The following is a 23568-nucleotide window of genomic DNA, read 5'->3' on the forward strand; positions in this document are numbered from 1 at the left end:
TCCCACAAAACCCCGCCCTCGCCAAACACCGAACATTGAGGTAAATGAAATGCCACGTTTTTGCGCCAACCTGTCGATGCTCTTCACCGAGCACGACTTCCTCGAGCGCTTCGACGCCGCGGCCAAAGCCGGCTTTAACGGCGTCGAGTATCTGTTCCCCTATGATTTCGACGCCCAGACGATCAAGGCGAAACTGGATGCCAACAACCTGACCCAGGTGCTGTTCAACCTGCCCGCCGGTGACTGGAATGCCGGCGAGCGCGGCATTGCCTGCCACCCCGAGCGCATCGAAGAGTTCCGTGCCGGCGTGCAGCGCGCCATCGACTATGCCAAGGTACTGGGCAACAACCAGGTCAACTGCCTGGCCGGCATTCAGCCCGCAGGCGTAGATGACGCTCTGGCCGAAGCCACCCTGGTGGAAAACCTCACCTTTGCCGCCGACAAGCTCAAGCAGGCCGGCATCCGCCTGGTGATGGAAGCTATCAATACCCGCGATATTCCGGGCTTCTTTCTCAACAACACCGCTCAGGCACTGCGTATCCGCGAGCAGGTGGGCAGCGACAACCTGAATCTGCAGTACGACATCTACCACATGCAGATCATGGAGGGCGATATCTGCCCGACGCTGCAAGCCAACCTTGATGCCATCCAGCACGTCCAGCTGGCCGACAACCCCGGCCGGCACGAGCCCGGCACCGGCGAACTGAACTACCCGTTTATTTTCAGCTTTATCGACCAGATCGGCTACGACGGCTGGATCGGCTGCGAATACAAGCCGGCCACCAGCACCGAAGCCGGCCTTGGCTGGCTGAAAAGCATGAACGCAGTCTGAGCAACCTATTAAACAGGAGACAAACAATGGCAAAGATCGGATTTATCGGCACCGGCATCATGGGCAAACCCATGGCTCAGAACCTGCAGAACGCAGGACACACCCTGTTCTTCTCGGAACATCATGATCCGGCCCCCGCCGACCTGCTCGGTGAACAGGGCGTGGCCCTGGCAAACCCGAAAGAAGTGGCCCAGGAAGCCGAATTCATCATCCTGATGGTGCCCGACACCCCCCAGGTTGAAGATGTGCTGTTCCGTGAAAACGGTGTCGCCGAGGGTGTAGCAGCGGGCAAGGTCGTGATCGACATGAGCTCCATCTCCCCCATTGCCACCAAGGAATTTGCCGAGCGCATCAAGGCCACAGGCGCAGAATACCTGGATGCGCCGGTCTCCGGCGGTGAAGTGGGCGCCAAGGCCGCCAGCCTGACCATCATGGTGGGCGGCAGCGATGCGGCCTTCGAGCGCGCCAAACCACTGTTCGACCTCATGGGCAAGAACATCACCCTGGTGGGGGGCAACGGTGACGGCCAGACCACCAAGGTGGCCAACCAGATCATAGTCGCACTCAACATCCAGGCCGTATCCGAAGCCCTGCTGTTCGCCTCCAAGGCCGGTGCCAACCCCGCCAAGGTGCGTGAAGCCCTGATGGGCGGCTTTGCCTCCTCCAAGATTCTGGAAGTGCACGGCGAGCGCATGGTCAAGGGCACCTTTGATCCGGGCTTCAGAATCAGCCTGCACCAGAAGGACCTCAACCTGGCGCTGGAAGGCGCCCGCGCCCTCAAGCTGAATCTGCCCAACACCGCCAGTGCGCAGCAGAACTTCAGCACTTGCGCAGCACTTGGCGGTGAGAACTGGGATCACTCGGCCATGATCAAGGCACTGGAGCATATGGCAAACCACTCGATACGCGAGAAATAAGTCGATTCGCCCGCAGACGGGGCTCCTAGATCCTGCGTAGGAGCTCACTCTGTGAGCGATACACAAACCTTGTTCACGGCTGAAGGGCTCGGTTGGAGCCCTTCATCTACTTCGGATCAGGGCTGGTCTGCCAGAAAAGGCCGACGTCCGTTGCCGGCTCGATTCTGAGCCCTGATCCATTTTTTCGTCACACCGGCCAGCCACCCTATACTTCGAATACTCAGTGTTCCGGACTCAGGCTCAGATCAATCGCTGCGAGCCCGATTCCAGAGCATTGATGACCCCGCGGCGCCCGGCCGCCCTCATCACCGCCGCTGGAGGATATGCAGATGGCACCCGACAAGAAAACCAAAATACTGGCAACACTGGGGCCCGCAACCCGCAGTGCGGCGGACGTACGAGCACTGGTGGAAGCCGGTGTAAACCTGTTTCGACTCAACTTCAGCCACGGTTCCCACGAGGACCATGCCCTGCGCTACGGCTGGATTCGCGAGGTGGAAACCGAGCTCGGCTACCCGCTGGGTATCCTGATGGATCTGCAGGGCCCCAAACTGCGCCTGGGTCAGTTTGCCGAGGGCGCCGTGCAGCTGGCGCTGGGGGACCGCATCTGGCTGGATCTGGACAGCACGCCAGGGGATGCCAAACGCGTTAATCTGCCGCACCCGGAAATCATTCAGGCGCTCAAGCCTGGCATGTCGCTGCTCGTTGACGATGGTCGCGTGCGTCTGCAGGTCGTTGAAACCCGTGCCGACGGGGTGCTGACACAGGCCTGCAATGCCGGCGAGCTGTCTGACCGCAAGGGCGTCAATGTGCCGGAAGCGGTACTGGAGCTGAGCCCGCTGACCGAAAAAGACCGCCGGGACCTGGCCTATGGCCTGCAGCTGGGGGTCGATTGGGTGGCGCTGTCCTTTGTGCAGCGGCCGGAGGACATTGTCGAAGCCCGCAGCCTGATCGGCGACAAGGCCTTCCTGATGGCCAAGATCGAAAAGCCCTCGGCAGTAGAGCATCTGGATGCCATCGCCGAACTCTCCGATGCCATCATGATTGCCCGCGGCGATCTGGGCGTGGAAGTCCCGGCGGAGAATGTACCGGGAATCCAGAAGAGCATTATCAAGTGCTGTCGCCAGCTGGGCCGCCCTGTGGTGGTCGCCACCCAGATGCTCGAATCCATGCGTTTTTCACCGGCACCTACCCGCGCAGAAGTCACAGACGTGGCCAATGCCGTGTCCGAAGGCGCCGATGCGGTGATGCTATCGGCTGAAACCGCGTCCGGAGACTACCCGCTGGAAGCCGTTGCCATGATGAGCAAGATCATCCGTCGCATGGAGGCTGATCCCGACTACCAGGCGCAGCTCGATGTCAGCCGCCCGGAACCCCAGGCCACCATACCCGACGCCCTCAGCTGCGCCGTACGGCGCATCAGCCGCATACTGCCCGTTGCAGTACTGGTGTGCTTTACCAACTCCGGCACCACCAGCCTGCGCGCCTCGCGCGAGCGTCCGGGCGCTTCGATTCTGACCCTCACGCCCCACCTGAAAACGGCGCGCCAACTCAGTGTCGCCTGGGGTGTCTATTCCCAGGTCAGCGAGCGTTTCAACAGCGTCGACGAAATCGCCACCACGGCACTGGACGAAGCCCGCCGCCGCGACATGGCCGCCCCCGGAGACACAGTGGTCATTACGGCGGGAGCACCCTTTGGCAGTTCCGGCTCCACTAACCTGCTGAGGATAGAAACCGCCTGATCCGCCATGCATCCCCTTCATGAATTGGCATAGCGCTTAAGGCCCTGGCAACAGGGCCTCTTTTTATGGTTACAGCAATCCCCTGTACGGCTATTTCTGCGTGCCGCCAAAGTGCTAAACTTCGGCGCCCTCCGAAACGCGGCAGTCGCCTGCCCGCCGGCACAGTTTGAACAGCCTTTTGATCGGAAACACCCACCGTGAGCACAAGACTTACCCCAGCCTTCTGGCTCGATGCGCTGCTGCACAGCTTTAGTCAGATCCTGTTTCAATCGCACCGCGGCTGTGGCGCGCTGATTCTGCTCGCCATTGGCCTTGAGTCCATCACGGCACTGCTCGGCAGTTTGCTGGGCTGGGGCGGCGCTCTGCTGGGTGCCCGCCTGATCAGGGCCGATAGCACCATGACACGCGCCGGCTACTACGGCTTTAATGGCGCCCTGGTGGGGCTGGCGCTGAATCTGTTGCTGGGGCTGTCCTGGTTCGGCGCGGCCGCCATAGTCGCGTTTTCCGCCCTCAGCGCGCCCCTGGTGCAGCTGCAGATCCGCCGCTGGCGCATCCCGCCCTATACCAGTGCCTTTGTACTGCTGAGCTGGTGCGCCTGGCTGCTGGCTCCAATGCAGGAGTTGCTGCCGATCGTCGCGATCGCAGAGGTCGCAATCCCGGATACCGCACCCTATACAACGGTGGGCGCGATGACATTGCTGCAGTGGATCGCAGTTCCGGTGCGCGGTCTCGGTCAGGTGTTCTTCCTCGGGTCTGTGCCCGCCGGGTTGTTGATACTGGCGGCCCTGGCCCTATCAGCCCCGCGCAACGCACTCTGGGGCTTTGGTGGCGCACTGCTTGGCACTCTGGTCGCCAGCCTTTGCAGCGCCCTTGCCGATACGCAGCTCTACTCGCCCCACGCAATTACAGCTGGCTTGTTCGGCTATAACGGTGCCCTGGCCGCCCTGGCGTTGCTGCAGCGTTTCCCGCGCCAGCCGGTCGTCATCGCCGCCGGCGTGGTACTGGCAACAATGCTACAGCCACTGTTCGGCATCATCGGACTGCAGGCCTTCACCGCGCCCTTTGTGCTTGCCTGCTGGCTGATCGTGATACTGGCCAACATCCTGCGACCCCAGACGCGCACGCATCTGGCGCCCTGACGGCCTGTTCAAGTGCGCATCAGGCTCAAGCGGGCTGAGGGTCGCAGCATCAGCAGACAGACTGCGGCGTACAGTCCGATGACCACCAGCCCGATCCACTCGATTTTCAGCGGCGTAAACTGGAACAACAGCACCAGGCCATACATCAGCAGCCAGTTGCCGATGAGGTAGGGATAAAACCCAAAACGCTCCACGGTGACATTGAGGTTGGTGGTATAGAGCCGGATCAGGGAATCCAGCGAATTGACCACAAAGATCACCCCGACCACCAGCATCGAGATCTTGAGCAGCGTACTCATCACCAGTGCCTGCTCGAAGTAGAAATAGAGTACCGAGAACCAGATGGCGATGGGGATCGAGGGGATCACCAGCATCGCCAGACACAGCTGCCAGGCCGGCAGGCCACCGACAAAGCGGGCGACAAACTGGCCTATCATGATGCTCCAGGAGAACCACCAGAACAGGTAGAAGGCATGATAGTCACTGAGCGGGGTCACAAAGTGCTGCAGATTGCCGAAGTAGCCCGACAGATTCGCCAGGCTGTGGGATAACGCCGTCGCCCCCATGCCGGCATTCAGCGCCAGCAGCCCGATAAGGGCGAAGAACAGCCAGGTCGAGCCGATACTCAGCCATTTGACGTAGCGTACGTCCGAGCTTGAGAAGACCGCCAGCAGCACCACCAGCGCGGTGAGGCCGTAGCGCAGCGGCGTGGAGATACCCTGCGCATAGTCCGGCAGGTAGCTCAGGAAGAGGAAGCCGGTAAAGGCACAGGTACCGATAATCACCACATTATTGACGAACTTGATCAGCGGAATTTCGAACAGCTTCAGCCGTGGCTCAACGATCACAAAATAGAAGGTGGTCAGAAAATAGAAGGCCCATACCAGAAAGCCCCAGAAGCCGAACTCGATCGCCAGCGGATTGGTAAAGGCATAGGCCGCTTCGCTGGCATAAACCGGAAACTCGCCCAGGGGAAACATGATCAGCCCGACATCGAGCCCGGACGTAAAGAGTATCGCCATAAAGGCAAACAAGGACGTGGGCATAGGGCCCTCGCACCGCATGCGCCCCCAGCGCACCAGGATAAGCAGCACCAGCAGCAACGCAGCGATGATGGCGACCGATAGAATAGCATTCATACTCGAGTCCTCAGGACAACGAGCAGTACAAACCCGAACCCGACTGGCGACATGACATCGCTCCGACGCCGCCCTGCGGCACACGCCTTTATCAGCCCTGTTGTACCGCGGCCGTCTGGTTTATTTTTATTGAACGATCAATTAAGTTAAATATCCAGTAAATCAGTGTCAGATGCTGCTCGGAAAACGCCATCTGCCATTCATATAACGACATCTGATAGGCTGCTCGACCAACATGGACTGCGCTGTTGAAGCGCTCGCCAAAAACAACGATCATGTTCGCCCCAGGTGTCACTCGCTACAAGGAACCGACATGCCCAAGGTTGGAATGCAGCCGATTCGACGCAAGCAACTGATTGAAGCTACGGCAGCCGCCATTCATCAGTACGGTTACGCCAATACCACTGTAGCGAAGATCAGCAAGATCGCGGGGGTTTCCACCGGCATCATTCACCACTATTTCGACGGCAAGAACGACCTGCTGGCTGAAACCATGCGCCAGCTGATGCGCCAGCTGACCGATGGCATCTACTGCGACTGGAGCCGCGCCAACTCGCCCCGGGAACGTATTGCCGCCATTATCGATGGCAACTTTTCCGCCGAGCAGTTTGCGCCTGAAGTGGTGACCTGCTGGCTGGCGTTCTGGGCCGAAACACCCCACGATGCCGCGTTGCAGCGGCTGTCCGGCATCCGCGGAGCCCGCATGCGCTCCAATCTGCTGCACAACTTTCGCGAAATGCTGCCCGACGATGAGGCCCAGGATGCCGCACTGCTGCTGGCCTCCCTGATCGATGGCCTGTGGATAAACTGCGCCCTGGCCAGCCTGACCTCAGACGCGGCCACTGCCCGGCGCCTGGCGCACCAGACGCTGGCTCGCCTGCTGCACGAAGCCCACTGATCCAGCGGCATCCGGATGTCTATCTGTAGCGCAGCAACCGGCTCACCGCGACATGATGGAGCCCTAACCACCTGCCTCACCGAACAAGGAGAGCCCATGCCCCCGGACACAGTTGCGCCTGTCATCGTCTTCGATGTAAACGAAACCCTGCTCGATATCAGCACCCTCGAACCTCTGTTTGAGCGACTCTTTGGCGACCGGCGACTATTCAGGGACTGGTTCGCGCAACTGATCCTTTACTCCCAGACCATGACCCTCTCCAGCCTCTACACACCCTTTGGCGAGCTGGCTGTGGGAAGTCTGCGCATGCTGGCATCCATCCAGGGCATAACGGTTACCGATAGCGACATTGATGAACTGAAACTACGCATGAATAGCATGCCGGCCCATCCCGATGCAGTGCCGGCACTCACCCGCCTGCGCGCTGCGGGTTTCAGACTGGTGACACTGACCAACTCGGCCAGCGCAACCTCGCCCACGCCACTGGAACGCGCCGGGATTAGCCCGTTCTTCGAGCAGTCCTTCAGTGTCGAATCGGTACAGAAATTCAAGCCGGCGCCGGAAACCTACCGTCTTGTGGCAACGCAGATGGGGGTGCAGACCTCGGACCTCTGTCTTGTCGCCTGTCATCTGTGGGATACGATAGGCGCCCAGGCCGCGGGCTGTTACGGCGCCCTGGTGACACGCCCGCACAATGCGATGCTGCCCGCAGCAGGGGTACCGGTGCCGGACTTTAGCGCCCCCGATCTGACCGACCTTGTCGATCAGATCATTTCACGCTGGCAGGCTCCCTGAAGGCCTGTTTCATCAGGCCGCATAGGGCTGTTTAAAACCGGGGCGGGCTACCAACACTAGACCGGCGGGTTCAGACGCTGGTGCTGCTGCCACTGGGGATCTATCCAGACATCCACACCGGCATCCGGCAAGGGCGCCTTGCCAAGAATCAGATCAGCCGCTTTTTCCGCCACCATGATGGTCGGTGCATTGAGGTTACCATTGGTAATCGTCGGGAAGATGGACGAATCCACCACCCGCAACGCCTCCAGGCCACGCACCCGGCACTGGGTATCCAGCACCGCCATGGCATCATCATCCGCACCCATCTTGCAGGTACAGGACGGGTGATAGGCGCTTTCCACATTCTGCCGCACCCAGGCATCAATCTGCTCGTCACTCTGGATATCCTTGCCGGGCTGAATTTCATCACCACGGTAGGCATCAAATGCCGGCTGGGCAATGATCTCGCGCGTCAGGCGAATAACCGCACGCCAGTCGATGACATCCTGTTCAGCCTGGAGGTAATTGAACCTAATGCTGGGCGTGTCTTTGGGGTCGGCCGAGCGAATGCGAATATGACCGCGGCTGCCAGGCTTGTTGGGCCCCACATGCACCTGGAAGCCATGACCGTCGAAGGCAGCCTGGCCATCGTAGCGCATCGCCGCCGGCAGGAAATGGTACTGCACATCCGGCCATTTCAGCCCGGCGCGCGAGCGGATAAAGGCACAGGATTCAAAGTGATTGGTCGCCCCCAGGCCATTCTTGAACATCATCCAGCGGGTGCCGATCAGGCCCTTGCTGATCAGGCCGAGCTTGCCGTTCAGTGAAATCGGCTGCGTGCAGCGGTACTGGAAATAGACTTCCAGATGATCCTGCAGATTCTCGCCGACGCCCGGCAGCTCATGCTGCAGTGCCACGCCGGCCTGTTCGAGCACCTCACGCGGGCCTATGCCCGAAAGCTGCAACAGCATCGGCGAACCGACCGAGCCCGCCGACAAAATAACCTCAACAGCGGCCATTGCCGTCTGTGTCTTGCCGCCGACGCTGTATTCCACACCCGTGGCCCGCTTGCCCTGCAACAGCACCCGGTGCGTGATAGCGCGGGACACCAGATGCAGGTTCGGCCGCTTCAGCGCCTCCCGCAAATAGGCATTGGAAGTGGACGCCCGCACCCCGCCCTTGACGGTCATGTGCATGGGGCCAAAGCCTTCCTGACGATAACCGTTATAGTCGGCTGTATCCGGATAGCCGGCCTGAACGCCAGCATCTATAAAGGTCTGATACAGCGGATTGAGGCGCATCTCGTTGCCGTTGCAAGTGGTCAAGGGGCCGCTGCCACCCCGGTAGTCATCGGCGCCGCCGGCCCAGGTCTCGGCCCGCTTGAAGTACGGCAGGCACTGCTGATAACCCCAGCCCTTCACACCCTGCTCTTCCCACTGATCGAAATCACAGGCGTGGCCGCGCACATACACCATGCCGTTGATAGAGGACGAGCCCCCCAGCACCTTACCCCGCGGGCAATGCAGGCGACGGTTGTCGATACCGGGCTCCTGCTCGGACTCAAACGGCCAGCTGTATTTAGGCGAGTTCATCGGATAGGACAGCGCCGTGGGCATCTGGATAAAGATACTCTTGTCGCTACCACCGGCCTCGATCAGCAACACCTGATGCTTGCCGCTCTCGGTCAGGCGATTGGCCAGCACACAGCCGGCGGAACCCGCACCGATGATGATGTAGTCGTACTTCTGCTGTGTCATGCGCTCTCCCGTGACCGACAGTGGTGTTCTGGACAACCCGCAACCGGGTTACTGCAACACACCGACCAACGTCTGTTAATTTACGATGACACCAACATAATCTTTTTTAATTAAACGGTCAATCAACTTAAATTCCGCATGACTCGACTGAATAGCAGGCGCGACTCGTCCGCGTTCATCTTTAAGACCCGCCAAAACGCGAAACCCCCGCAGGGCGGGGGTTTCAGGTCAAAACTTTACAATATAATCTAAGGTCAACATCAGAACGGAATGTCGTCGTCAAAATCATCAAAGCCCGGTGCCGGCTGCTGCGGCTGTTGCGGCTGTTGCGGGGGCTGCTGCGGGCGAGACTGAGCCGGGGCCTGGTTGCCCTGGGGCTGCTGATAATTCTGCTGCGGCGCCTGTTGCGGGCGCTGCTGACGCGGCTGCTGGGAGTAGCCACCGCCGGTGTCCTGGTTGTAGTTGTCGCCCGCGTCGGCACCGCCGCCACCAGAGCCACCACGCCCGCCCAGCATCTGCATTTCACTGGCAACGATTTCGGTGGTGTACTTGTCCTGGCCGCTCTGATCCTGCCACTTGCGGGTGCGCAGCGCGCCCTCAACGTAGACCTGGGAACCCTTGCGCAGGTATTCACCGGCGATTTCAGCCAGCTTGTTGAAAAACACCACCCGGTGCCATTCGGTGCGTTCCTGCATCTGCCCGGTGTTCTTGTCTTTCCAGCTTTCGCTGGTAGCCAGAGTTACGTTGGTCACCGCATTGCCGGAAGGCATGTAACGCACCTCCGGATCGCCGCCCAGGTTGCCTACCAGAATTACTTTATTAACGCCGCGTGCCATCGGTTTCTCCACTTCGTTCTGCAGGGCTTGCCGTTACCGCCGGCAAGCTTTTATATAGCCGTGAAGGATAACATACGCTGCCGGCATTCGCTCCTTGAAAGCCTTTGAAATGGCCTCGCAAGGGGTATCTCCACCCGCAGGCCTTGTATTGCCTGTATCGGAGGCGATCATTCCGCTGGAGTTGCCATTCTGATATCTTAGCTGGCTGTTAACTACCCCCCCGGACACGGAGCAAACGCGTGCAGACACCCTCCCCAGAGTCTCTATTCAATCCCGTTAGTGTCGACAGGCCGGACCGGTTTGACCTGACGCTCTGGAACCTTCCCGACGTGCGCAACAACCTTTTGTCACTCTGGTCACCCAAGTCCTACCGCGCCCGCAGTCTGTCGTTCAAATTGTTGAATCAGCCGTATTTTGTCTGCAACTCGCCGGATACCGTCCGGCGGGTATTTCTCGATCGGCATGACAACTACGATAAAAAAAGCCCCCAGATGCGTCATGCCCTGGGGCCTTTGCTCGGTGACGGTCTCTTTGTCAATGATGGGGATCTGTGGAAAAAGCGCCGGGCAGCCTGTTCGCCGCCGTTTGAAAGAGAATTTTTACCGGGCTTCTGCGAAATCATGTCTGCTTCAGCGACAGAAATGGCGCAAAGCTGGGCACAAAAGCCGCAAGGGGCAACCGTCGACGTGCTGAACGAGATGGCACGCCTGACAGCCCAGATCATCGGTCGCACGGTATTCGGAGATGATGTGTCCGATGCCGATGCCGCTCAGGTGGTCAATGGCTTTACCGACTATCAGCATACGATCAACCAGCTGGACCTCGCCGACACCTTTGGTCTTCCTGTGCTGAAAAAATTCACCAACCCGCTGCGACGCAAAAAAGCCGCAAAGGCAGCCGCCCAGGTACATAAAGTCATCGACCAGATCATCGAACGCTATCAGCGCGGCGACAAACCTGATCGGCTGACCCTTTTATCAGTGCTGCTGGACGGTGATGTCGCGGCATCCGGCAAGGGCGGATGCCCGTTGCATGCAGAAGCGGCGCGCAACGAAGCGATCGTCATGTTCATGGCCGGGCACGAAACAACGGCCAACGCGCTCAGCTGGGCCTGGTATCTGCTGGACGGCTGCGAACGCTCCCGGGAAAAAATGTACGCTGAAATTGACAGCGTGTTGCAGGGCCGGGTCCCCGGCTATGAGGATGTAGCCAATCTGCCCTTCACCCGCGCGGTCTTCGAGGAAACACTCAGGCTCTACCCACCGGTGCCTATTTTAAGCAGGCAGGCACGCGCAGAGGACGAGATCCGCGGTACAAAAATAAAACCCGGCACCATCATGCTGGCGGTCCCCTGGCTGCTGCACCGCCATGAACGGGAATGGGAGGCCCCTGAGTCCTTCTGGCCCGAACGCTTCCTGCCAGGCACCCCGCGTCCGGACAAGTTTCTGTATATTCCGTTCAGCGTAGGCCCGCGCGTCTGTCTTGGCTTGCGCTTCGGCTTGACCGAAGGAATACTCTGCCTGGCGACCCTGGCACAGCGCTTTCGGTTGCGGCTACCGCAAGATCACAAGGTGGACATAGAATGCCGGCTGACCCTCAGGCCCAAGGGTGGCCTGCCAATGCTGCTTGAGAAAAGAGACTGATATCCCCTGCCCTGCAGAGCCTGTTCGTTTGACGTTCCCTGGCACAGCCAGGCCCTCGACTTTGCATCCGGGTCGAGCCCCGTCCAGTCGGCCGCTGCAAGATTCACCTGCAGCAGACGGGTGGGTCATAATGGGCTATTCCAACCTCCGGAGCTGAACGACGCTCTGTTAATTGTTCTGATCATTGGAGCGGCCGGTTCCCCGCAATAGAGGTAAATTTGTGACTGAAAGAGCGAACACTCACCGCTTTCAGGACATCCTGTTAGTAACCATCGGTACCCTCGGGGATGTGCTGCCCTTTCTGGTCATCGGCCGTCGCCTGCAACAACAGGGGCTGAATGTTACCATCGCCACCCACGAACACTACCGGGGCAAGGCCGTTGCCTACGGGCTCGCGTTTGAACCCATCGCAGAAACCGACCTACAGCAATTTACGGCACACGAACATGCCTGGCATCCGGAACTGGGCGTTAGCGTGGCCGTGGATAAATTGCTGCTGCCCATGATTGAGCCGGTATTCGAGCTGACGCAGCGCCTGGCGCTGGGCCGCAATGTACTGACACTCGCTCATCCCCATGCCCTCGGCGCCCGTATCGCCCAGGACCTGCACAAGTTTCCACTCTGGACGCTGTATCCAAGTGCCTGGCTGTTCCAGAGTGTACATGCACGTCAGGCCTATCCCCGGGTCAGGATGAGCTCTCCCGACGCCCATGGCCACACGCCGCTGCGACATCGCCTGCTGGACTGGTTGGCAGACCGCGTTCTGGGCAAGGCTGAACTCAAACCGGGCATTCTGATTGGCAGGAAAAGGCCCCTGTGGGAGCGACGCTTCGGTCGCTCCCTGTTTAAGCGTGTATCAGACGATATGCTCGCAAAGCCCGTCAATAATCTGCGTCAGCGGGTCGGTCTGCCCAAGATAGAGGGCGTCCTGACGACCTGGTGCCACTCACCGCAAAAAGCGGTAGGGCTCTTCCCCTCCTGGTATGCCGAGCCCCAGATCGACTGGCCCAAACACCATCTGTTAAGCGGATTTGTTGAAGCGAGATCCAGCGCGCCATTACCTGAGGATTTACAGGCCTTCCTGAACGACGGTGACGCGCCGATCGTCTTTACCTTTGGTTCGGAAAAACTGGACAACCAGGCCGCGTTCGAAGCGGCTGCCAGCGCCTGTCGAAGCCTGGGCATGCGTGCGGTTTTCATCAGCGCCGACGACGAAGATGTACCAACAGAACAGCGGGGCGATATTTTCTTCGTCCGATTTGCACCGTTCGACGCCCTGTTCCAGCACGTCAGCTGCGTCGTCCACCATGGCGGCATGGGTACGGCATCTGCCGCCCTGCGGGCCGGCATTCCCCAATTGCTGGTGCCCTATAGCTACGATCAGCCAGACAATGCCGTACGCCTGCGCGGCCTGGGTGTCGGCACCACCCTGGCACCGGGTCTGTTCGATCGCGAGCACCTGGTCGCACACATCCGCGCGCTGATCAATTGCGAAACCGTACAGGAAAATTGCCGCCGCTACGCCCAGTGCATTCGCAACGATAATGCGCTTGAAATCATCACCCGCGAAATATCGACTGCACTGCGGCCACAGAACTGGAAGTAGTGGAGTAATCGGACCTGCCGACCGCCTCACCAACAGGGTGCAATTCCCGCGCCGAAGTTCGGGTCGAGACTGCGCTTGCGGAGAATATGAGCGCTTTGACACGCAATAGGATTGGCCTGGGCCCTAACAGGCTGCTAAAGCCCAGGTTTCGTATCTGCACTGAAGAGGGTGTTACCGGCTGCGGCCCCTTTTGGCCGCTGTACGCGTGGTGCGGCGCGGCTTGGCAGCAGCTTTCTTCGCCGGCGCTTCAGGCTTGGCCTCTACCTTGGCGGCCACGACTGCTTCAGCCTCTTTAGCCGGAGTGGCAGGCTCTGCCACCACCGCAACTTCAGGTTCCTCGGCCGGGTCAGCAGGTTCTGCCACAGCCGCGACTTCAGGCTCCTCGGCCGGGGCAGCGGGTTCTGCCTCAACCGCGGTTTCCGTCGCCTCGACCGGTACAGCGGGCTCTGCCACAGCCACAACTTCCGGCTCTTGGACCGGTGCAGCGGGTTCTGCTTCAACCGCGGCTTCCGTCGCCTCGACCGGTACAGCGGGTTCTGCCACAGACACTGCTTCAGGCGCTTGAACCGGTGCAGCGGGTTCTGCCGCAACCGCTGCTTCAGGCGCCTGGGCCGGAGCAGCCGGAGCAGCTAAAAACGCCGGGTTGGTGCTCAGCAGTGAACTAACCTGGCTCAGATAGCGGGCCATGCCCTGATGGGTCAGCTTTGTCAGATCCAGAACGCTATCCTGTGCCACCTGGCCACAGTTCTGGACATAGTCCGCCTGAGCGTCGAACAGATCGTCCGCGCCCTTAACGTCAGCCAAAGCCTCGACGAATCCCTTGTTCACCTGCTTGATCTTGAGCACCGAATCCTGAACCGAGGCGCCCAGAGCTTTCATCAGAGCCATGCCGTCCTGTGCTCTCTGATACCCTGTTTCAACGGTCTCTTTGTTTGCAAACATATTGCTCTCCATTCTGAGGAAGGTGCGAGAATGCTGCACCGCACAACACCCATTCTAATAAGGTCGTTTAAGGAGTCAAACCCGTTCTGCAACCGGAGCAGAGCTTCGCGCTAAGGGGCATAGCAGCAGCGCTGCAAGGCCGCGGTGCCGGCATCGACCGACTCACATAGCTGCCAAAAGAAATCCCGGAAAAGTATCCATTCATCCAGCGCCTTGATAGCGCCGTATTCCCGACGCAGACGTTTGGCCATGTCATTGAATTTACTGGCCGAAGACAACGGCTAATATACCATCAAACCGCCGAGGACAGGCCCTGAAAGTTGTCACGAAAATCTGCAAAAAAACCAGAGAATGGGCAGGATCCAGACCACAGGCCAGCCGACCGGTCGCGGCGGTTTAGCCGCTACAGCTTGCGGGGATTTTTGGGATAGTATTTTTCGGGGAGACGTTCGATATGGGGAAAGAAGCGCGTGTCCTTGTAGGGCAGTTTCATAAAGCCTGACACCCCCAGCCCGTCGATCAGCGGCAAGCGCTGCAGGATGGCATCCAGGCAACGGGCAAACTCCTGTTCCTGGCGCGGATCCAGCAGCCGATAGTAACTGTGCACCTTGAGATGCGTCGGCAGGCTCTCGAATATGATCAGGCCGGTATGATGAATCCTGTTGAGCTGCCAGAGAATATCCATGATGTCCTGGGGCAACTCCAGGAATTCATCGGGGTCGCGGCCATCCTCGAAGTACGAATGCACCCGCGCCTGGTTTTCCAGGTCCGGTGCCGCGCTGACCTCATAGGGCAAGGCTATCCCGGCGGGTGCGACGAAGGGCTCTGTCTCGCTGTCGCGCTCGATATGCAGGGTGTCACGGGCATCGAACAGACAGCTCTTGAAGACCCCCTGCCGGTAAATGGCCCGCGCCAGACTCACCATATTATTGACCGAGGCAATAAAAGAGGCGCGCAGGCGTTCGTCGTGCAGCGTCAGACTCGAGTCGATATAGACGCCGTTTACCTCCCAGCGCACCGCCAGGCCACCCACAATAGGGTACTTTCCCAGCCGGCTGACCGCCGCCAGAAACGCCTTTTCGGTCTCCCCCATCCCCTGCAGGAAGTTCTTGTAGTAGCGCTCCAGCGGCGCGTCATCCAGCGCCTTAATAACATCGTGCACGCCTTCTTCGCGCAGGAACGACTTGCGCGAGCTATAGACCACGGTATCGATTTCACGGTAGCGCGGACTGATCCATACCGGGACCTGAGGCACCGGCGCTGGCGTCGGCAGATCCTCCATCACAAGCCGGGCCATGCGGTGCATGTTCGCCAGAAAGTAATCCCCCGCCCGGGCACGCTGCACCGGGTCCGGCACCAGCATGGCTTCCAGCACCCTTGCAAACTCGATCGGCAAACCCAGTGAGGTGGGCGGAATCGCCTTATACCCAAAGCGGCAGGATTGCCCCGACGCCAGCGCATAGAGGGTCCCCGCCAGGCCGTCCTCATCGAAACGGGGGGAGGACAAACCGCCGTTAAGCTGCGCCTCGCCGATAAAGTAGACATCCCCCAGCCGGGCATTGGTCTGCTGCATATCGCCCGACATCAGCTCCATCACGTTGGCGGCCACAAACTGGTTGTTTTCGTCCAGCTGGGCGAACACCGTTGAACCCCAGTCGATCAGGGCCGCGGTTTCGGTCTCGGCGTCAAAGACGATATTGGAGGGTTTGATATCGCCGTGCACAATGGGCTTGCCAGCATGGCTGCGCAATGTACGCAGGATATCGGCCATTTGCGCCGCGATTCGCACCACCAGGCGCGGCGACAGCGGCCCCCACTCCAGCGATATCTTTTCCAGATCCCGCCCCGGTGCCCGCTCCATCGCCAGAATCGACTGGCCATGCACCGTTTGAAAGGCCAGCAGTTTGGGCACATGGGGATGCTCCACCAGCCCCAGCATGAAGGCTTCCTCTTCCAGTCGGTCCTGCAGATGCTGCGGCAGGGTGATGCGCGAAAACTTGAATACAGAGGCATCGCCCTGGCCTGAAACGCCGGCGAAGACAAAACCGAAGGCCCCCTTGCCGATCAGCTCTATATCCCGATAACCCAGTTGCTGCAGCTGCGCCTCGCACAGCCGGAACCAGTCCTTGAGTTTCTTGGCATCGTGGTGGCTGAGCAGGTATATCGACTGCTCTTCCGGGATATAGAACTGCTGCAGATAATCATTGGGCATAGGCAAGTCGGCTCACTGATCCCCGGGGTGCCTGATTATGGAGCGCCGCGAGCCCCCGGGCAAAAGGCAAAAGGCAAGGCAGCTATGCCAGGTCAAGCAGCATCGAGGCCGGGTCTTCGAGGTAGGCTTTCCACTGATTGCTGAAACGGGCCATGGTGGCGCCGTCGAGCACCCGATGATCGCCCGACCAGCTGATGTTCATGATCTGGCTGGCCACCACCTGGCCTGCGGCATCAAAGCGTGGCAGCGTCTGGGTTTTTCCCAGTGCCACTATGGCCAGTTCCGGCTTGTTGACCACCGGCACCATGTAGGTGCCACCCAGAGCACCTATATTGGAGATGCTGATGGTCCCGCCCTGCAAGTCATCCTGCCGCAATTTTCCGGCGCGGGCGGCGTCGGTCAGGCGCTGCACCTCACGGGCGATCTCGAGAATGCTGAGGCGCTCCACCTGCTTGACGTTGGGCACCAGCAAGCCGACCTTTGAGTCCACCGCCATGCCGATATTGCAGCTCGGCAGGTAATGCAGCTCAGTGCAGTCGTCATTCACCCGGGCGTTGAGGATGGGAAAGGACTGAATCGCCAGTGCCATCGCCTTCATGAAAAAGGGCATCAGTGTCAGGCGCACATCCTGCTGTTCGGCCTTGAGTTTCAGTTGGCCACGCAGTTGCAGCAGCGCGCTCATGTCCACTTCATCGCCGTAGGTGAAGTGGGGGATGCTGGATACGGCCTCAAGCATGCGTTTGGCCATGGCCGCCTGGATACCGCGGATCGGCTCGATACGCACGCTCTTCTCTAGCACCGCAGCCGATGCAGCCGTCACCCCAGACGCAGTGCTAACGGCAGCAGCGGTGGCACCCTTCGGGGCCTGCGCCAGGCTTTCCCGATAACGCTGCACATCCTCCTTAAGAATGCGCCCATCCTTGCCACTGCCTGGCACCTGGGCGAGCTCGATGCCGTATTCGCGGGCTACGCGACGCACCGCAGGCCCGGCCAGTGCCTTGCCGCCACGACGGGGCTCACTCCTCTGGAGGATAGCGGCTGGTGGAACAGCAGCCTGACAGGCCGCGGCCGCAGGGGCCTTGATCGATGGCGCAGGACGCCTGACCGGAGCGGCGGCCGGAGCGCCGCCGCTATCGGACGGAAGAATGGCGAACAGGGGGCGGTGCATCTTCGCCATCTCGCCCTGGGCGTAATACAGCCGCGTCACCCGTCCGGCCCGGGGGGCCGGGATCTGTACCAGCGCCTTGTCCGTCATGACATCAGCCACCGGCTGATCTTCCTCGATCAGGTCGCCTTCCTTGACCAGCCATTCCACCAGCTCACATTCGACGATGCCCTCCCCCAGATCAGGCAGAATAAAGTCCTCTTCAGCGGCGGCCTGCTCTGCCGGCGGCACCGCTGCAGCCGGCGCCTGCGTTACCGGCGTTTGCGTGACTGGCGCGTCCTCCTCGGCCAGTTCCACCGCAAACAGGGGCGCGTGAATCCTGGCGATCTCGCCTTGCTGATAGAACAAACGCACCACGCGCCCATGAAAGGGTGAGGGAATCTGCACCAGCGCCTTGTCGGTCATGACATCGGCCACCGGCTGATCTTCCTCGATCAGGTCACCTTCCTGAACTAGCCACTCAACCAGCTCACACTCCACGATGCCTTCACCGATATCGGGCAGAATAAAATCTTTGATCATGGAAGACCTCACTAGAAATTGACGCTGTGCTTGATCGCTTCGAAGATTTTCAGCTGATCCGGCAGGTATTCCTTTTCCAGTACCAACGGAAAAGGCGTATCCAGCCCGGTAACCCGGCTAATGGGCGACTCCAGATAGAGGAAGCATCGTTCCTGAATGGTAGCGGCGATCTCCCCGGCAAAGCCCCCGGTCAGCGGCGCTTCGTGACTGATCAGCAGGCGGCCGGTTTTCATGACCGACGCGGCCACGGTATCGGCATCCCAGGGCAGAATGCTGCGCAGATCGATGATCTCGCAGGAAATACCCTCCTTCTCGGCCAGGTCCGCCGCCTTTTCCAGCGGCTCCATCTGGGCACCCCAGGCCAGCAGCGTGATATCTGCGCCCTCTTTCAGCACCTCAGCCTGCCCCAGAGGCAGTTCGTAATCCTCTTCCGGCACCTCGCTGACCGATGCCCGGTAGATCCGTTTGGGCTCAAAGAACAGCACAGGATTCGGATCACGGATCGCGGCCAGCAGCAGCCCCTTGGCCTGATGGGGGTTACGCGGCACGACGATCTTGAGACCCGGGGTGTGGGCAAAATAGGCCTCCGGCGACTGGGAATGATAAAGCCCACCGGCGATGCCGCCGCCGTAGGGCGTACGGATCGTCAGACCACCGACATCGAACAGGTTACCGGAGCGATAGCGAAACTTGGCGGCTTCGTTAACAATCTGATCGAAGGCGGGAAAGATATAGTCGGCAAACTGGATCTCGGCCACCGGCACCGATCCCTGAGCCGCGAGACCGTTGGCAAAGCCGATGATTCCCTGCTCCACCAGGGGCGTATTGAAGCAGCGCGCCCGGCCATACTTTTCCTGCAGGTGACTGGTGGCACGAAAGACGCCACCGAAGACCCCGACATCCTCACCAAAGCAGATGACTTTGTCGTTACTCGCCATGGCGATATCCAGGGCGTTATTGATCGCCTGCAACAGGTTCATCTCAGCCATGATCAATCCCTCCGGCGCTCTTGGGATAGGCCTCAGGGTATTTGCGGATATGGGCCTTGAGATTTTCCAGTTGCTGGCGAAGCAGTGCCGGTGGCTCGTCATAGACGTCGGTGATCAGGTCCTCGAGCCGTGCCGGTGGGCGCTGCTGCGCCAGTTTCATTGCCGCCAGCACCTGTTGACGCAGCTCTTCGAGCAGCTGTTTCTCCCGGGTGTCATCCCACCAGTTCTGGGCCAGCAGCCAGTTCTTCATGCGCAGTATCGGATCCTTGGCACGCCATTTATCCTCTTCCGCCTTGTTGCGATAGCCGGAGGGATCATCCGAGGAGGAGTGGGCGGCCAGACGATAACTCATCGCCTCGACCAGTACCGGTTCGTTCTGTTCCACCGCCAGCTTGCGCGCTTCCTGCATCGCCTTGCAGACCGCCAGCACATCGTTGCCATCCACCCGAATGGACTGCATGCCGTAGCCGACCGCACGAGGCGCTATGCCGTCGGCGGCAAACTGCTCGCTGGACGGCGTCGAGATGGCATAGCCGTTGTTGCGGCACAGGAAAATCACCGGCACCTTGAGCACCGCCGCCATATTCAGCGCAGCATGAAAATCACCCTCGGAGGCTGCACCCTCGCCGAATACCGTCACCGTGCAGCGCTGCTGGCCAGCCAGTTTCTGGCCATAGGCATAACCGGCCGCCTGGGGAATCTGCGTCGCCAGCGGAGACGAGATGGTCATGTAATGCAGCTCGCGGGAACCGTAGTGGATCGGCATCTGCCGCCCCTTGCCGTAGTCCTGATCATTGCCGAACAACTGATTCATGAACTCCTCGACGGAGAAGCCCCGATAGGCCAGCGCGCCCTGCTCGCGGTACTGAGCCATGATCATGTCGGCATCATCAAGCGCCGCGGCAAATCCGACCGTGGTGGCCTCTTCGCCGGTGGATTGCAGATAAAAGCTCAGCCGCCCCTGGCGCTGGGCCGCCAGCATGCGTTCATCCAGTACGCGGGTAAACACCATGGCGCGATAGATCTTCAGGGCCTGGGCCTCGTCCAGCTCCGGCACTAGGGCACCTGGAATGACCGAGCCATCCTGCTGCAATACCCGATAGATCGGGATCTGCAAGGCGTTGCCCGGCGTAAACTCAGGTGTGTGAATCACCCGTTCTTGAATATCCATAGACATCATAATCCCGTTTATTTTTATGCATTGGCGCCACCGATGTTCCTGATTCCCTTACCCAATTCGGTTCTTGACTCGCGCCCTCATCGGGGCCAAAAATACAACGCCAGCCAGCACCACCCCACAATTATTGAGCATAGCTGCTATCAGCAACGGCACTTATTAACCTGATGAACAAACAGGCTCCCTGTTTGTTCATCACGCCAGAAAAACGGGCGCAGCTGCTCGGACATGCTGGACTCCTTTGAGAGATGGGTGGCGTTCGCATTGGGCAGGCGCCAAGAGTCACGCAGGCGATGAGCGCTGACAGCGTGGAAAAAACAGCCCGACTGGCGGCTAAATGAATTCAAACGCCGCACCGGTGTTGGCTCGGCGGCGAACGCTATATAATCAACGGCTTTGGTCTCTTTGTCGGGAAGGTATATGGACAAGATTCTGGTGCGCGGCGCACGCACGCATAACCTGAAAAACATCGACCTGGATATTCCCCGTGACAAGCTGGTGGTTATCACCGGGTTGTCCGGATCCGGCAAGTCCTCACTGGCTTTCGACACCCTCTACGCCGAGGGTCAGCGCCGCTATGTGGAATCGTTGTCCACCTATGCCCGCCAGTTCCTGTCCGTGATGGAAAAGCCCGACGTTGACCATATCGAAGGGCTGTCACCGGCCATCTCGATTGAACAGAAGTCGACCTCGCACAACCCGCGCTCGACGGTGGGTACCATTACCGAGATTTACGACTACCTGCGTCTGCTCTATGCCCGCGCCGGTGAGCCCCGCTGCCCCGACCACGACCTGCCCCTGGCCGCCCAGACCGTGAGCCAGATGGTGGACCAGGTCATGGCTCTGCCCGAAGGCTCCAAGTTGATGCTGCTGGCACCGGTGGTCCAGGGCCGCAAGGGTGAACACCTGCATATACTGAGCGAGCTGATCACCCAGGGTTTTGTGCGCGCCCGTATCGATGGCATCGTCGTCGATCTGGACAGTCCGCCCGAGCTCGACAAGAACCGCAAGCACGATATCGAGGTGGTGATCGACCGCTTCAAGGTACGGGACGATCTCAGCACCCGCCTGGCAGAATCCTTTGAGACGGCGCTGACCCTCACCGACGGTCTGGCCAAGATCAGCTACATGGACGGCGACGGCGAGGAACTGATTTTCTCGGCCCGCTTTGCCTGCCCGACCTGTGGCCACAGCATCCAGGAACTCGAGCCGAGGCTGTTTTCGTTCAACAATCCCCACGGTGCCTGCCCGGGCTGCGACGGTCTGGGCGTGCGCCAGTATTTCGATCCGCACAAGGTGGTGCACGACCATAGCCTGACCCTGTCCGAAGGCGCTATCCGCGGCTGGGACAGGCGCAGCCTGTACTATTACCAGCAGCTGCAGGCCGTGGCCAATCATGTCGGTTTCGACATGGATACACCCTTCAATGACCTGGACGAAAAGCACCGCAAGGTGATTCTCAACGGCAGCGGCCGGGACAACATCTCCTTTCGCTACGTCAATGACCGTGGCGATTCCGTCGAAAAGGCTCACCCTTTCGAGGGCGTGCTGAACAATCTGGAGCGACGTTACCGCGAAACCGAATCCGAAATGGTGCGGGACGACCTGGCAAAATACCTCAACATGCAGCCCTGCCCCTCGTGTCACGGCAGCCGCCTGCGACGCGAGGCGCGCCATGTCTTTATCGACGAGCGCACCCTGCCGGAAATCACCCATCTGCCCATCGGCGAATGCTGCAAGTATTTCGACCAGCTCGAGCTCAGCGGCAAGCAGGGCGAAATTGCCGACAAGATTCTGAAGGAAATCCGCCTGCGCCTGTCCTTCCTGGTCAATGTGGGGCTCGACTACCTGTCACTGGATCGCAACGCCGATACCCTCTCCGGCGGTGAAGCCCAGCGCATCCGCCTGGCCAGCCAGATCGGCGCCGGCCTTGTGGGCGTCATGTATATCCTCGATGAACCGTCCATCGGCCTGCATCAGCGCGACAATGAGCGCCTGCTGCTGACCTTGCGTCACCTGCGGGACCTGGGCAATACCGTGATAGTGGTGGAGCACGACGAAGACGCCATACTGCTGGCCGACTACGTCATCGATATAGGTCCCGGCGCCGGTGTGCATGGCGGTGAGGTCATCGCCAGCGGTACCCCAGCCGAGGTGATGGCCAATGAAAATTCCATTACCGGCCAGTACCTCAGCGGTCGCCGCCGTATCGAAGTACCGAGCGTACGGCTGCCGTTCAACCCCAAGAAACTGCTCAAGCTCAACGGTGCCAGGGGCAACAATCTGCAGGACGTGAACCTGGAAATTCCGGTCGGCCTCTTTACCTGCATCACCGGGGTTTCAGGCTCGGGCAAGTCCACCCTGATCAATGCCACGCTTTATCCCATAGCCGCGACCGAACTCAACCACGCCACCACCCTGGATGCCGCCGAGCACCGCAGCGTTGAAGGCCTGGACCAGTTCGACAAGGTGATCGATATCGATCAGAGCCCCATAGGCCGCACGCCACGCTCTAACCCGGCGACCTACACCGGTATCTTCACACCCATTCGCGAGCTCTTTTCCGGCACCCAGGAAGCCCGTTCGCGCGGCTACAAACCCGGGCGCTTCAGCTTCAACGTCAAGGGCGGGCGCTGTGAAGCCTGTCAGGGCGATGGCGTCATCAAGGTCGAGATGCACTTCCTGCCGGACGTCTATGTACCCTGCGACGTCTGCAAGGGCAAGCGCTACAACCGTGAAACCCTGGAAGTGAAATACAAGGGACGCAGCATTCACGAAGTGCTGGACATGACGGTGGAGGAAGGCCGCGAATTCTTCGACGCCATCCCGGCCCTGGCGCGTCGCCTGCAAACCCTGATGGATGTCGGTCTGTCCTACATTCGCCTCGGCCAGGCCGCCACTACCCTCTCCGGCGGTGAAGCCCAGCGCGTGAAACTGGCGAAGGAGCTGTCCAAGCGCGATACCGGCAAGACCCTGTATATCCTCGATGAACCGACCACCGGCCTGCACTTCTACGATATTCAGCAGCTGCTCAACGTGCTCAGTCGCCTGCGCGATCACGGCAACAGCATAGTGGTGATCGAACACAACCTGGATGTGATCAAAACCGCCGACTGGGTTATAGACCTGGGCCCCGAAGGCGGCACCGGTGGCGGCCAGATCATCGCCACAGGCACGCCCGAGCAAGTGGCGGCCTGCGAAGGCTCCCACACCGGCCGTTTCCTCAAACCGTTGCTGGAGGCCCAGGCCAGGCTGTCTGCCAGCTAGAAAACCAC

19 protein-coding genes are annotated in these 23568 nt (G+C 60.0%); 9 read left to right on the plus strand and 10 right to left on the minus strand.

Features of this window, described 5'->3' with window-relative positions:
- The first annotated feature begins 49 nt into the window (after window positions 1-49).
- From hyi to MRS74_RS13255, 4 genes are all read left to right on the plus strand, one after another.
- Window positions 50-832: a hydroxypyruvate isomerase gene (gene hyi / locus MRS74_RS13240; protein WP_254580769.1), complete on the plus strand. Its 783-nt coding sequence runs from the start codon at window positions 50-52 to the stop codon at window positions 830-832.
- Window positions 829-1749, plus strand: coding sequence for a 2-hydroxy-3-oxopropionate reductase (locus MRS74_RS13245; protein ID WP_368671270.1), 921 nt, complete (start codon window positions 829-831; stop codon window positions 1747-1749). Before hyi ends, MRS74_RS13245 begins: the two co-directional genes overlap by 4 nt.
- Before the next feature lie 329 nt (window positions 1750-2078).
- Window positions 2079-3491, plus strand: a complete 1413-nt coding sequence (pyk, locus tag MRS74_RS13250) for a pyruvate kinase (RefSeq protein ID WP_254580771.1) — start codon at window positions 2079-2081, stop codon at window positions 3489-3491.
- A gap of 197 nt (window positions 3492-3688) precedes the next feature.
- Window positions 3689-4630 carry an urea transporter gene (locus MRS74_RS13255; protein WP_254580772.1) on the plus strand — a complete coding sequence of 314 codons (942 nt, stop codon included), beginning with the start codon at window positions 3689-3691 and terminating at the stop codon, window positions 4628-4630.
- Between the two features lie 8 nt (window positions 4631-4638).
- On the opposite strand, the gene MRS74_RS13260 is transcribed toward MRS74_RS13255, so the two are convergent.
- A complete protein-coding gene (locus MRS74_RS13260; protein ID WP_254580773.1) occupies window positions 4639-5769 on the minus strand; it encodes a BCCT family transporter in 1131 nt (376 codons plus the stop codon).
- 91 nt (window positions 5770-5860) lie between these two features.
- Window positions 5861-6046 carry a hypothetical protein gene (locus MRS74_RS13265; protein ID WP_254580774.1) on the minus strand — a complete coding sequence of 62 codons (186 nt, stop codon included), beginning with the start codon at window positions 6044-6046 and terminating at the stop codon, window positions 5861-5863.
- Window positions 6047-6082: 36 nt separating this feature from the next.
- On the opposite strand from MRS74_RS13265, the gene betI reads away from it, so the two are divergent.
- Together betI and MRS74_RS13275 are read left to right on the plus strand one after the other, a co-directional pair.
- Window positions 6083-6667 carry a transcriptional regulator BetI gene (gene betI, locus MRS74_RS13270; protein WP_254580775.1) on the plus strand — a complete coding sequence of 195 codons (585 nt, stop codon included), beginning with the start codon at window positions 6083-6085 and terminating at the stop codon, window positions 6665-6667.
- Between the two features lie 96 nt (window positions 6668-6763).
- Window positions 6764-7462, plus strand: a complete 699-nt coding sequence (locus MRS74_RS13275) for a haloacid dehalogenase type II (protein ID WP_254580776.1) — start codon at window positions 6764-6766, stop codon at window positions 7460-7462.
- Window positions 7463-7518: 56 nt separating this feature from the next.
- On the opposite strand, the gene betA is transcribed toward MRS74_RS13275, so the two are convergent.
- Together betA and ssb are read right to left on the minus strand one after the other, a co-directional pair.
- Entirely contained in the window at window positions 7519-9201 is a 1683-nt protein-coding gene (gene betA / locus MRS74_RS13280; protein WP_254580777.1) for a choline dehydrogenase, read from the minus strand.
- A gap of 260 nt (window positions 9202-9461) precedes the next feature.
- Window positions 9462-10037 (minus strand): single-stranded DNA-binding protein, encoded by a 576-nt coding sequence (ssb, locus tag MRS74_RS13285; RefSeq protein ID WP_254580778.1) that lies wholly within the window; start codon window positions 10035-10037, stop codon window positions 9462-9464.
- A gap of 239 nt (window positions 10038-10276) precedes the next feature.
- Between ssb and MRS74_RS13290 the strand changes: the two genes are divergently transcribed.
- Complete coding sequence (locus MRS74_RS13290) at window positions 10277-11680, plus strand: cytochrome P450 (RefSeq protein WP_254580779.1); 1404 nt, start codon at window positions 10277-10279, stop codon at window positions 11678-11680.
- A 220-nt stretch (window positions 11681-11900) separates the two neighbouring features.
- Window positions 11901-13286, plus strand: coding sequence for a nucleotide disphospho-sugar-binding domain-containing protein (locus MRS74_RS13295; RefSeq protein ID WP_254580780.1), 1386 nt, complete (start codon window positions 11901-11903; stop codon window positions 13284-13286).
- A 171-nt stretch (window positions 13287-13457) separates the two neighbouring features.
- On the opposite strand, the gene MRS74_RS13300 is transcribed toward MRS74_RS13295, so the two are convergent.
- From MRS74_RS13300 to MRS74_RS13325, 6 genes are all read right to left on the minus strand, one after another.
- Window positions 13458-14228, minus strand: a complete 771-nt coding sequence (locus MRS74_RS13300) for a hypothetical protein (protein ID WP_254580781.1) — start codon at window positions 14226-14228, stop codon at window positions 13458-13460.
- A 110-nt stretch (window positions 14229-14338) separates the two neighbouring features.
- Window positions 14339-14479 (minus strand): hypothetical protein, encoded by a 141-nt coding sequence (locus MRS74_RS13305; RefSeq protein WP_254580782.1) that lies wholly within the window; start codon window positions 14477-14479, stop codon window positions 14339-14341.
- A gap of 152 nt (window positions 14480-14631) precedes the next feature.
- Window positions 14632-16440: a protein kinase domain-containing protein gene (locus MRS74_RS13310; RefSeq protein ID WP_254580783.1), complete on the minus strand. Its 1809-nt coding sequence runs from the start codon at window positions 16438-16440 to the stop codon at window positions 14632-14634.
- An 82-nt stretch (window positions 16441-16522) separates the two neighbouring features.
- Window positions 16523-18127, minus strand: coding sequence for a dihydrolipoyllysine-residue acetyltransferase (locus MRS74_RS13315; protein WP_254580784.1), 1605 nt, complete (start codon window positions 18125-18127; stop codon window positions 16523-16525).
- A gap of 11 nt (window positions 18128-18138) precedes the next feature.
- Window positions 18139-19116, minus strand: coding sequence for an alpha-ketoacid dehydrogenase subunit beta (locus tag MRS74_RS13320; protein WP_254580785.1), 978 nt, complete (start codon window positions 19114-19116; stop codon window positions 18139-18141).
- Window positions 19109-20287 (minus strand): thiamine pyrophosphate-dependent dehydrogenase E1 component subunit alpha, encoded by a 1179-nt coding sequence (locus MRS74_RS13325; protein WP_254580786.1) that lies wholly within the window; start codon window positions 20285-20287, stop codon window positions 19109-19111. The genes MRS74_RS13320 and MRS74_RS13325 overlap by 8 nt, the downstream gene beginning before the upstream one ends.
- A 426-nt stretch (window positions 20288-20713) precedes the next feature.
- On the opposite strand from MRS74_RS13325, the gene uvrA reads away from it, so the two are divergent.
- Window positions 20714-23560, plus strand: coding sequence for an excinuclease ABC subunit UvrA (gene uvrA, locus MRS74_RS13330; protein WP_254580787.1), 2847 nt, complete (start codon window positions 20714-20716; stop codon window positions 23558-23560).
- Window positions 23561-23568: the final 8 nt, after the last annotated feature.

Origin of the sequence: Marinobacterium sedimentorum (genome assembly GCF_024267675.1) — a bacterium.
GTDB lineage: Bacteria > Pseudomonadota > Gammaproteobacteria > Pseudomonadales > Balneatricaceae > Marinobacterium_A > Marinobacterium_A sedimentorum.